This is a genomic window from Cyclonatronum sp., from assembly GCF_022565315.1.
Classification (GTDB): Bacteria; Bacteroidota; Rhodothermia; order Balneolales; family Cyclonatronaceae; genus Cyclonatronum.
Genome location: NZ_JAIUMX010000037.1, coordinates 20,039 through 31,811, shown reverse-complemented (window position 1 = coordinate 31,811; position 11,773 = coordinate 20,039). Strand labels below are relative to the sequence as shown.

Annotated in this window: 10 protein-coding genes; 2 read left to right on the top strand and 8 right to left on the bottom strand. The window is 54.4% G+C overall.

Annotated elements, in window-relative coordinates:
• The 7 genes from LAT75_RS07925 to LAT75_RS07895 all read right to left on the bottom strand — a co-directional run.
• The coding region (locus tag LAT75_RS07925; protein ID WP_291482108.1) for a hypothetical protein at window positions 1-230 on the bottom strand (230 nt) is incomplete at its 3' end.
• An 11-nt stretch (window positions 231-241) separates the two neighbouring features.
• Window positions 242-739 carry a hypothetical protein gene (locus tag LAT75_RS07920; protein WP_291482107.1) on the bottom strand — a complete coding sequence of 166 codons (498 nt, stop codon included), beginning with the start codon at window positions 737-739 and terminating at the stop codon, window positions 242-244.
• A gap of 2 nt (window positions 740-741) precedes the next feature.
• Window positions 742-1,155, bottom strand: coding sequence for a hypothetical protein (locus LAT75_RS07915; protein WP_291482106.1), 414 nt, complete (start codon window positions 1,153-1,155; stop codon window positions 742-744).
• A 133-nt stretch (window positions 1,156-1,288) separates the two neighbouring features.
• A complete protein-coding gene (locus LAT75_RS07910) occupies window positions 1,289-1,777 on the bottom strand; it encodes a cyclic nucleotide-binding domain-containing protein (RefSeq protein ID WP_291482105.1) in 489 nt (162 codons plus the stop codon).
• Between the two features lie 26 nt (window positions 1,778-1,803).
• Window positions 1,804-3,588 (bottom strand): ATPase, T2SS/T4P/T4SS family, encoded by a 1,785-nt coding sequence (locus tag LAT75_RS07905; protein WP_291482104.1) that lies wholly within the window; start codon window positions 3,586-3,588, stop codon window positions 1,804-1,806.
• Window positions 3,589-3,600: 12 nt separating this feature from the next.
• Window positions 3,601-4,938, bottom strand: a complete 1,338-nt coding sequence (locus tag LAT75_RS07900; RefSeq protein ID WP_291482103.1) for a type II secretion system F family protein — start codon at window positions 4,936-4,938, stop codon at window positions 3,601-3,603.
• A 216-nt stretch (window positions 4,939-5,154) separates the two neighbouring features.
• On the bottom strand, window positions 5,155-5,556 hold the full coding sequence (locus tag LAT75_RS07895; RefSeq protein WP_291482102.1) for a hypothetical protein: 402 nt from the start codon (window positions 5,554-5,556) through the stop codon (window positions 5,155-5,157).
• 624 nt (window positions 5,557-6,180) lie between these two features.
• Between LAT75_RS07895 and LAT75_RS07890 the strand changes: the two genes are divergently transcribed.
• Window positions 6,181-6,819: a CatA-like O-acetyltransferase gene (locus tag LAT75_RS07890; RefSeq protein ID WP_291482101.1), complete on the top strand. Its 639-nt coding sequence runs from the start codon at window positions 6,181-6,183 to the stop codon at window positions 6,817-6,819.
• 216 nt (window positions 6,820-7,035) lie between these two features.
• Entirely contained in the window at window positions 7,036-9,432 is a 2,397-nt protein-coding gene (locus LAT75_RS07885; RefSeq protein ID WP_291482100.1) for a TIM-barrel domain-containing protein, read from the top strand.
• A 240-nt stretch (window positions 9,433-9,672) separates the two neighbouring features.
• Here the strand turns inward: LAT75_RS07885 and LAT75_RS07880 are convergent, their stop codons facing one another.
• Window positions 9,673-11,766 carry a fibronectin type III domain-containing protein gene (locus tag LAT75_RS07880; protein WP_291482099.1) on the bottom strand — a complete coding sequence of 698 codons (2,094 nt, stop codon included), beginning with the start codon at window positions 11,764-11,766 and terminating at the stop codon, window positions 9,673-9,675.
• Between the last annotated feature and the right edge of the window lie 7 nt (window positions 11,767-11,773).

The window sequence follows — 11,773 nt, the reverse complement described above, 5'->3', positions numbered from 1 at the left end:
GGAAAGAAAATCACCTGATCAGCTGCCGGATTAAACTGCGCATCCGCCTTGTTCAGAATTTTTGCAACGGCCAGCTGTGCTGCGCTCTGCGCCACATTTCTTGACTGATTCAGGCTGTAAGAATCCGAAACCTGAGCATCACTAATCAGTACCTGCTGATTTATATTAATGGTATAAATGGCGATTGCAAAGCTAAGCGCCATCACCAGAATGAGTGCATAGTTACCCATAACGGCTCCTTTTAGTTGATTGCGGCATTGCGCAGGAAAATATCGCGGTTGGCAAATGCGCGGTACCGGTGCGTACGGGTGCCCGGTTCCATTTCAGGGGTACTCTCCGTTTCAATCCGAATCCGGAGAATGGCCTGCGGCTGACCCAGCACGGAAACGAGCTCAAAATGGAGATCGCTGAGCATCAGGTTGTAGCTGATACTTTTCGTGCTGTCAGTTTGCAGATTGGTCGTCTGCACTTTCATCAGGCGGTTATCCTTAAAGATGGCTACCTGATTGCCACGGCCGTCGAGGTAAGTGAGGGAATCGGCAGCAGCGTGCTCTACCAGGCGAATATCGCGGGCAAATTCCTGAATCAGCATTATGCCGGTATCAGCGCGGTTTTGCAGATCGCCCATCACCTGATTTTCCACGGATGAATCCATCATCTTTAGCTGCACATTAAATACCAGCAGGACAAGCAACCCGACGATGATTTGTGGTACAATAATTTGTGTTAGTCCGTGCATGGCTATCTCCTGTTAATGGTTGCTCTTGTTTCGGCTTCAGCTACAAAGGTGCCGTTTTGCCGGCTGTACACCTGAATGGCGGCGAGCCGGCCGGTTACGCCGTGCTGAAGGGTCGTATCGGGAGTTAAAGTGATGGTTGCGAAAAGGGAATCGCCAAATTGCGTTACCCGTGTAAACCGTTTGTTAGGGTCCTGTATGTCGTCGCGATTGGCAAGAAGCGCATCAATCTGATCATATTCCTCCGATGCGCTGAAAACAAGCTCTGTGAGAGATTGTGCGAAATTGACGGCCTCAAAACGGAGCTGATTATCGATGGTTTCCGTGAGCGCCAGTATGTAAGTACGGTTGAGCGTGGTCGTTACGATCATGAGCAGCAGCAGGGCGCCCAGTGCGAGAAACAGCTGATTGGCGTTCATAACCTTACCTCCTTTTTAAGTGGTACGGAATTACCGGCTGACAGTTGCCCTGCACGGCACGCATACCCGGCTTCAGCTGCGTTTATTACCGGCAGCTTTCGCGTTAAAAAGGATGATATGGTGATGCTGTTTTTCACAGACTCGCCTGAATTTGCGGATCATTTTTGGTGATGCGGCTGTACAGGCTTATGATGTGCCTGTGCTGTGCCTCAATCACGTTCATGGTGTAAATTTTGAGGGTTTTCTCCGGACGCGTTCTGAAAAACTGTACCAGATCACTGCGTTTGAAAATCAGTACCCAGGTGGGAACCGTTGCCCTCAGCTCACAGCTGAGCTGTGCTTTAGAGTGCAGAAAAGCCTCCCCGATAAAATCACCCGCAGAAAACTGTTCGATAATAGTGCCGTTTCTGCGGGCTTCAACCAGACCTTCCACCACCAGAAAGCCGTGTCCGTTACCGTCGGGGAAGCCGGGCAGCAGCTCCTCAAACGGCTCAGCCCTGCGCCGCGATGCAGCTGTAAACAGCTCGGCCAGGTCATGCTTCGGAATATTGCGAAACAGCGTAGGCGGTTCGCTCTGCAGTTGCTCAAGGGCGGCGCTGATATTTTCTGGTGCGGATGTCATAAGCATTTTGTTTGGGGGTTTAAATACTAATCCTCTATAGTGGCGGCCAGGATTTCAGACACACTCGTATTTCCGTTGCTGATGCGCAGCCGGCCCGAAGCCCGCAGCGTGAGCATGCCGTTTTTGATGGCCGTTTGCCTGATCATATCTTCATCAACATTATTCCCGGATTCGTAAATCATTTTCTTGATTTCCTTATCGAAGTACAGGGCTTCATAAATGGCCATCCGGCCCTTGAAGCCTTTGTTGCATCGCGGGCAGCCGACCGGTTCGAAGAAAGTAGTCTGCTCAATCTCTTCCTGTGTGAAGCCTACTACTTTTGCCATTTCGAACAGGGCTCCGTCTTTTTCAGCCGGCTTTTTACACACCTCACACAGTTTGCGGATAAGCCGCTGCGCCACAACAAGGCTCACAGAAGTTGCAATCAGGAAGGGCTCAATCCCCATTTTATAGAGGCGCGAAACCGCACTTGGGGCATCGTTGGTGTGCAGGGTCGAAAAAGTGAGGTGACCCGTATTCGCCAGCTTGATGGCGATCTCGGCCGTTTTCAGATCCCGGATTTCTCCCACGAGCACAATATCAGGGTCATGCCGAAGGATGCCGCGCATGGCCAGGTCGAAGCTCATTTTGTCGCTGATTTTCAGCTGCCGCGCCCCGCGGATCAGGTACTCGACCGGCTCCTCAACCGTGAGCACGTTCACGCTCGGGTCAATTACCGCGTACAGGGCCGCAACAAGGGTCGTGCTCTTGCCGCTTCCTGTTGGTCCTGTGATGATAACGATGCCCGACGGCTTGTTGATCGCCTTTTCAAACACTTTTTTGGCAAAAGGCTGCAAGCCGAGTTTTGCCAGATCGGTGATCACCTTGCGGTCGTCCAGAATCCGGATTACCACGCTCTCGAACTTCCGGTTGAAATCGGCCCCGACCATCGGGATGATGGAAACCCGGTAGCGGATCTGATGCCCGTCAACCATGCGCTGTATGAACCCGTCCTGCGACATATCCCGCTCGAAGCGGTCCACGTTCTGCGTTTTGTCTTTGATAACGGCACACAGGGCTTCCGGCCGGATGTTGTTCTGCTTAATCCACAGCTGCAGCTTGCCGTCAATCCGGAAGAAAATATCAGCGTGGGATTTATCCACCGGAATTACGTGAATATCGCTCACGTCTTTCCGAACCGCTTCAACCAGCATCCCCTCAACCAGCGAGTTGAGCATGCTTTGGTTAATTTCCGCATCGATCTGCTCTTCGGTAAGGATTTCTTCTTCCTCATCCAGGTAATCCACGCCGGAGCTGTACTCTTCCAGCAGCTCAAGAAATTCATTTTTCAGCTCAAAAACCTGACCCGAAACAAACTTGAGCTTATCGGAAGGCAGGTAGGCAATTTCGTGCTGACGAAACGGGAGTTTCTCAATCAGCTCGTTGAGCTTTCGCTCGAGGGGGTCAGCCGCTGCAATCAGGATTTTGTTCCCGCTCGAGAACCAGGGCACGGCGCGGGCATTAATCAGATCGCTCACAAAGTGTTCCGGCAGCAGGTTCACAACCTGACGGCAGCGTTCGATCTGCTCCGGCGATTTATAGGTATCGCCCAGGCCGACCTCATTAAAAGCATACATGGCGGCAACCTGCCGCATCACGGCCTGCTCGTTGGCTCCGAAATCCTTAATCAGCACCGTGGGCAGCCGCCGGCGCTGATGCTCGGGCTCGCGCTCCATCACTTCCATGGCCTCTTCAAGCAAAGCGGCGGTAACCACGCCTGCTTCGAGCAGGGTGTCTCCGATTTTCCGCTTTATGCTGCTGATGGCTAACATGGGTAGGGCGATTTAGAAGGATGATTTTGGTTTGATGACCGCTGACTCGGACGACACAATGGTGATGCCGATCAGCGCTACCATGATGAACATGTTGATCATCAGGTTGATGGTATCGATGAGCGAATCCATCTTGTAGCTCGTCTGCGTTTCGTAATAGTTGGCGAGCTGCAGGGCGTTGTCTTTCAGGGAGCCCGATTCCACCCCGAGCTTGAAGCGGCTCAGCGCGGTATGCGTGAATACGCCGGTGGCCTCGAGCGATTCGATGAGGCCGCGGCCGTCGTCGAGCATCATCCGGATAGCGACTTCTTTGATCTGCTTCTCCATGTAGGTGTTGCGGCAGGCTTCAGAAGCAATGCGGATGACCTCAATGTTCTGACCGGAACCGCTGTACAGGGTGTAGAATACACGGGCGAAAATCTCAATGCTCGTTTTGTGGATGAGGTCGCCAAAAAGCGGCAGCTTAATGATGTACTGATCAAATTTGAGCTTGCCCTGCGGGGTCCGAAGCGCAAAGATGAAGCCTGCAATCGGGATTACAATGGCGAGCACAATCCACAGCCAGTTGGCGGTAATCCAGTAGCTGAAATCGAGGGTTGCAGCCGTCATGGGCGGCAGGTCGATGTCGAACTTCAGGAACATCTCGGCAGTAGCGGGAAAGATGTAGCCGACGTAGAACAGCACAACACCCACAACCGCGAGAACGGTGATGGCCGGCATGAGCAGGGAGCGGCGCAGGTTTTTTTTGAAAGTGGCGTCGCGCTCCATGAACTTGGCCGTGCTTTCGAAAATTTCGGCAATGTTACCGGAGGTGGTTGCTACGCCCAGCATGTAGGCAGCAAAAGTGCCGAACACATCGGCATGTTTGTGGTAAACCTCTCTGCCCTCGCGGCCGTCCTGCAGGTCTTTTTGGATCTGCCGGATAACCTCGCGCATGCGCGGGTTTGCGGTATCTTCGATCAGCAGGGTGAGGATTTCGTCGAAGGGCAGCTTCTGCTTGAGCAGATCGGCAGACAGCCGGATGAAGGTAACGACCTCTTCAGCCGGAACGCCGGGCTTGTATAAAACAAGTTTGGACTTCACCTTGATATCGGTAAAGCTCAGTCGCTTGAGTGCGGCCTCTACGTCTTCTTTGGCGTAGGCATCCTGCTCGCCTTCTACCCAGGTGGCGCCGGCGCGGCGGCCCTTGTAGAGCCAGGTTTTCTTCTCGAGCAGCTTTTCGAGTTTGATACCGCGTTTACGCACAATCAGCTCGGCCTTCTTCTTTGCCTCCTGCTTAGAGGGGACATCGAACTCGGCCTGAACCGTGCGGCCGTTTGGGGCCAGTCCTATGAATTTGAATTGTGACATTGTGCGGTGCCTTTGCTTGCGCTTGTGCTGCTGCTAATGCCGCCCGTGGCATGGAGGTGAGAAGAGGGGAGCGGCGGCGGGGAAATCAGTCCTATTAGGGGAAGATGTTAGGGTACTGCGGTGTTGCGGTGAAGCGGTGATGCGTGAAACGAAAAGGCCGGCCAGGAGGCCGGCCTTTTGTGGGTATATAATCATTAATTTAGCTTGATTGTTTTATTATTCACGATCTCCAAAGCTAAAATTTGTTTGGGAACCTGAAACCGCTAAAACAAAGTTTAGGCCCCCTGTGCTTGGTGTTCCAGTGAACGTAATTGTTTGACCATCTTCTGCAAATGTGTACAAACCATTTTCGTTTTCACATTCATCAAAATTTGTAGTTGCATTATCACCTTCACCAGTAGTTTCAAAATCACATGCGAAACCAATTTTTGAAAAATCAAAATCATCATATTTACGACCACCACCGCCAAGCATTTCAGGCCTTGCATACCAAGCCTGCGCTTGAGCAGCGATAGTGATCATATCCTGACGCACCGCGTCTTCATTTGCCTGTGTTGCACTGGTTCCGAAAATGTTAATCGCAACAACCGTTGCAATACCTACAATAATCGTGACCAAAATTACGAGTAATAATTATTGTTGTCCCATGACCGTGTCCTTTTATTAAGTGTTAACCCTTGCTTCTGCGGTATTCGCCGGGTTCAGAAACCGGGGCATATTGTGTAAGTCCATTATTAGCGAAGGGAAAGGGTTAGGTGGGTTAAGTAGTTTCCCTTGCTCGCTTTTATATTATGTTTTTTTAATATTTGTTTCAATAGAGAATCTAACATTAAGGTTATATTTATTTTTTGTCGCGTATAGTATTGTTAATAATTAATTTATAAATACAAAATTGCCCGACTAAAACTGTTTATTCCCCTACCTAACTCCATTTCAGAGTTATTGCCTAACATGACTTTATCAAGGTTAACTACGTACTTTTCAACTATATTCCGGTGAAACAGACCCCCTGCCGCGCTTCTCACCGATATTAAGTTATATACATAAGTATTTATACTTATTAAATTAAGGTTTCAGGAATTCAGCTTTAGTCAGTCGCACGAGCGGCACCAAAACCCTTCTTCAGTAACAGTTGTGATTATGAGTCTGAGCATGCTGCGGGTTTAATTGCACCGGCTTTCTTACCTTTAGGGAAGATCATCTTCCTTCAAATTCAACCCTGCACTGCACAGCAAGGCAAGCATGTACACCATCATCGAGACAGACAGCTGGAAACGCCGGCCGGTTTTTGAGCTGTACCGCAACTACGCACAGCCGGAATTCAACCTTACCGGTCAGATTGAGGTCACCGGGCTTTACCACAGCTGCAGGGCTTCCGGCATCCCTTTCAGCACGGCCCTGCTCTACCATTCGGTGCAGACGGCCAACGCCATCCCCGAATTCCGGCTGCGGCTTGCCGGTGATGAAGTGCGCCTGTACGATTTCCTGCACTGCGGCTGCACCGATCTCGATGCGGAGGAAAACCTGCGGTTCGTGTACTACACCTTTCAGCCGGGTGAAGACCTCGCAGGCTTTGCTGCCCGCTACCCCAAAGGCAGCAGCGCGGCGCGCTCGGTTACGCCGGGAACAAGCACCGACCGCGATCTCGAGCTTGACCTGCTGTTCCACACCATCATCCCCTGGTTTCAGTTTACCGGCCTGCGGCACCCGCGCAACGAATCCGACGGCGTGGGCAGCATCCCCCGTATCGCTTTCGGCAAATTCGCGCCCGATGCCCGCGGCCGCCTCATGATGCCCGCCTCCGTAGAAGCCCATCACGGGCTGATGGACGGCCTGCACGTGAGCCGCTACTTCACACAGCTCGAAGCCCGCACCCGCTAAAGCATAGCAGCGCCAAAGGTCAGCAAACCCGGCACCGAGCTTTGAAGGCTGACCGGCTTTGATACCTTTCCAAGTCGGCTTATATTAATGTAACCGCTTACATCGTTTGTGAAGCGATCCGGATATACCTCCGTTTTCAGCTGTTTGATTTCAAAACCACCAATTTGTCACCACGCCGGACTGTGCGACAGCAGCCCGGCCCAAGCCAATACGTGCATGAAAATTTCCATTCTGTTATTTAGCCTGCTGCTGCTGTGGCCGGGCAGCGGGTTTCAGCCTGCGCTGGTTTCCGCACAGCAAACGGGTACGAGTTTTACCCTCAGCAGCGATCAGGGCACGCATGTGCTCACCTTTTACAGCGACGCCATCGCGGAAGTGAGCTTCTTCCCCGAAGGCCGCTCTGCCGCTGACTACCGGCCTTCCGAGGCCGTTGTGATGCAGCCCCTGCCCGTTGCCGTACGGCAGCTTTCTGAGGGCGGCGTGCAGCAGTTCATTACTGCCGGACTCACCGTCACCTTTCGCGAAGATACCGGCCGTTTCGCATTCTACTACCGCGGCCGGCACCTGCTGCGTGAGCAGGGCGGCTTTCAGCCGGATGAAAACGAAGAGGGCTTCCGGGTCGATTTCCTCATCAGCGAGCACGAAACACTCATGGGCGGCGGCTCCCGCGCCCTCGGCATGAACCGCCGGGGTCACCGCCTCGAGCTCTACAACCGCGCCCACTACGGCTACGAAACGCGGTCTGACCTCATCAACTTCACCCTGCCCGTAGTGATGTCGTCCGAGCGCTACCTCCTCCACTTCGACAACCCCACCACCGGCTGGCTCGACCTCGACAGCCGGAACGACCACACCATCGGCTTTGAGGCCTTCTCCGGCCGCAAAACCTATCACGTGGTAGCCGGGGAAACCTGGGCGGACATCATCCAAAATTACACCCGCCTCACCGGTCTGCAGCCGCTGCCGCCGCGCTGGGCCCTGGGCAACTTCTCGAGCCGCTTCGGCTACCGCAATCAGCAGGAAGTGCTCGATACCATCCGCAAATTCCGCGAGCTCGAAGTTCCGGTTGATGCCGTCATTATCGATCTGTACTGGTTCGGCGCAGACATGCTCGGCCACATGGGTACCCTCGACTGGGACCGCGAAAACTGGCCCGATCCCGCCGCAATGGTGCAGGAGCTGGAAGAAATGGATGTGCGCACCGTGCTCATCACCGAGCCCTTCATTCTTACCACCTCCGGCCGCTGGGAGGAAGCCGTGCGCGAAAACGTGGTCGTTAGCGACTCCCTCGGAAACCCGGCGACCTGGGATTTTTTCTTCGGAAATACGAGCCTGGTGAACATCACCAAGCCCGAAGCCGCCGACTGGTTTTGGGGCATTTACCGGCACCTGATGAACACCTACGGCATACACGGCTGGTGGGGCGATCTGGGTGAGCCGGAAGTGCACCCCGACTGGGTGATGCACCACATCGGGCGCGCACGCGAAGTGCACAACATTTACGGACACCGCTGGGGCCAAATGGTGCACGAAGGTCACCTGCGCGACTTCCCCGACATGCGGCCCTTTAACCTGATGCGGGCCGGTTACGCGGGCTCGCAGCGGTTCGGGATGATCCCCTGGACCGGAGATGTGAGCCGGAACTGGGGCGGCCTGAAGCCGCAGCCGGAAATCGCACTGCAAATGGGGATGCAGGGTCTGGCCTACATCCACTCCGATCTGGGCGGCTTTGCCTGGCCGAATAAGGACCCGGAACTGTACGTCCGCTGGATGCAGTACGGCGTGTTCCAGCCCATCTATCGCCCGCACGCGCAGGACGACGTGCCCTCCGAGCCGGTTTTCTGGGATGAGCACACCGTAAACCTCAGCCGCACCGCCATCGAACTCCGCTACCGGCTGATGCCCTATATTTACACCATGGCCTTCGAAAACAGCACAACCGGCATGCCGCTTATGCGTCCGCTGTCTTTTGAGGAGCCTGACAACTTCAAATTCTACCAGATCGCCAACAGCTACCTGTTTGGTCCGGATCTGCTCGTCGCCCCGGTGCTGCGACAGGGCGCCGAATTCGTGACCCTTCACGCGCCCGCGACCGCCAACTGGTACGAGCTGCACACCGGCGAGAAAGCCGAAGGTGGACGCATCCATCAAATTGCCACCGCAGAAGACCGCATCCCGGTCTTTGCCCGCGGCGGCTCTGTGATTGCCATGGCCGACCTCGCCCAAAACATGAACACCTACAGCGTAGCGCACCTGAGCCTGCACTACTTCCACTGCGAAGCCGCCGAAGCCGGCCGCACCCTGATTTACCATGACGACGGCCTCACGCGCGATGCCCACAACCGGGGCATGTACGAGAAGCTGCACGTCAGCCGCACGCAGGAAAACGGTCAGGTGCAGCTACGCTTTGAGACCGAACGCGGACCGAACGCGGGCGATTTGGAAGGCTTCAGCGATCTCAGCCTGCTGCTGCGCAACTTCAGCGCGGCCCCGGCTGCCGTTACCCTCGACGGGCAGCCCCTGCGCTTCAGCTACGATGCCGGCACCCGCACCGTAAGCCTCGACCGCTTCACCCTCACCGGCAGCAGCCACACCCTCGAAATCCGGAAGTAGGGCACGGGGCACATCCCCCGAAATCAAAAAAAAAGAAAAGGCGAATCCCGGTTGTTGGGGTTCGCCTTTTTTTGTGGGGTGTTTTAGGGTGATGGGTTCGGGGCCCCATCAGGTTTCGTGTTTCGGGCTGCGTGCCGGGGGAATCCCGTTCCGACCCGGGAGGGCAGCATGCGGGCTCATCACCCCGAACAAACAGGATTCGCAGTGACATCCCGGCACTGCTTCATTCAATAATCCGCTTCAACGCAGCACAGCCTGAACCGCTCGGGCATCTCTTGCCGGTTGTCCGTTGGTGCCGATCGGATAGACTTTATACCACTGGCCGGGGCGGCCATCCGGGTCATCATAACGTGAAGTTTCGCTGCTAAGCTCTGCAATAGCTTCGAACACTCCTGATGCCTGATTGCTCCTGTACACCCGAAACGATGAGATAGATTCCCGGGGTTCGCGAGTCTGCCATGCGAGACTTACGCGGGCCGGATCTGCTTCAGAGGCCTGCCGGGCCCTTACCTGAAAGTTGTGCACAGGGGCAGGAGGCGTAACACGCTGTGGTACAACCATTGTACTTTGCAATACGACCGATTGGTTTCCGGCTGAATCTATGGCCGTTACAGCAAACAAGTAAGGCCGTGAAAGCTCCAGCCCACGGGCAGTAAAGCTGCGGTTATTGGCAGGCAGCGTGGCAAGCGTTACGGCTTGTTCTGAATCATCAGGCGTGATTTTTTCAAGCCTGTAATGGGTAACATCAAGAGAAGGCGAGCTACTCCAGCTGATGTAGGCATGCGTTTCGCCCCTTAGCTCTGCATGAATTGCTGAAGGCGGCTCAGGCGGGGTGATCACCGGTATCTGAAGCCGGGTGAACAGGGTATCACTCACCTGACCGGTACTGCTGACTACTGCAACGCCGTACACAAATGTGCGGCCTTCTTCGAAACCAAGCCCGGAGGGTCCGCGGTCGCTGAGCTGCTGTTCGCTCATGGAACTGCTGCTGAGCTGTGCATACCCGTTTGCTGTATGTCCGGATATCAGGCTGCGGAGCACCCGGTAGCCGCGGAAGTTTTCTGCATCCGGTTCATGCAGCCATTGCAGCGTAACCGTTTTATTTTCAGCGTCAAAAGCTGCTTCCAAAGCATATACAGGGTCTGGCCTGCGAAGATCGGGCACTGCGACATTCACAACATTGCTGTTGTTACTCTCAATACCGTTTTGCCCCAGTACGCGCACAGCGTAGCGGTACTGCCGGCCCCGCATCGGTACCTGATCTATCAAGCTGAATGCGAATAAATTCTCGGGTTCAGGAGTAAGCCGAATCATTTCTTCTTCACCGGCGAAACCACGGTACACATGATAACCTGCTGCATCAACATTTGTACTCGCGGGCCATGTTATTTCAATGGTGTCTTCGCTGATTAAGCTGGCCGTTACGCCGGAAAGAGCAGCCGGGGCAGCGTTATCAGCCACAAAAAAAGTAAGCCGACCGGGCTCTTCTGAGGTTTGGCCTGCAAGATTCTGAGGCTCAACCCAAAATTCGTACTCTGTGTTGGTAGCAGGCACATCAAATGTAATCTGAAACCGGGTGCTGCTGTCGGTTCGGAGCATTACGCCGGGCAGCACATTACGCTCACGACTTTCATTCGTGCGGCGGAAACGGGGCCTGAAGCGGAATACTTCTTCCGTGCCAGGGGTATTCAGGGCGGGATAGTCCCAACTGAGGGTAACCGTTCTGCCGTCGTTTTTAGCTTCAAGGCCGGTAACAGGCAGGGGCAGGCGGGCTTCCAGCATAGCCTCGTTTTCGAGCACCGTACCGGTCGCAAGGCCAAATTCATTCACCATCACCATACGGTAAGCTGCAAGACGGCCATACGGAGCATTTTCATCTATATACAGGGTTCCCATTGCCTGTGCCAGATCCGGCAATGTCAGGAGGGTAACAAGCGCATCCGCTGTACCGGACCGCATCATCAGGAAAAAAGCCTGTGCGTCGTCAATACCGGTATCACGAGATATGGAGTGCCAGCCCTCTCTTAACCGCATACGAAGCTGACCGCCGTTTTGTACCGGGAAAACGGGTTCTTCCGTGAGAAGCTCCCAGCCGGTACCTTCTGTATTGCGATACACTTTGAAACCGTGCGCGAGCGGCACATTATAGTTGTGGAACAGAAAGACCCGCCCGTCCTGATGTGGTGCAATAACGAGTACAGATGAACCCGCCTGCGCAGACAAAACTGATTCTGATTGCCGGGGCTGCAGCTGAGTCTGTGTCTGTGCCTGAACGTCTTGCCGGACTACGGTAAGCAGTAAAGCGGCGGCTAAAAGGAAAGATGATTTAAACATAGAAGTA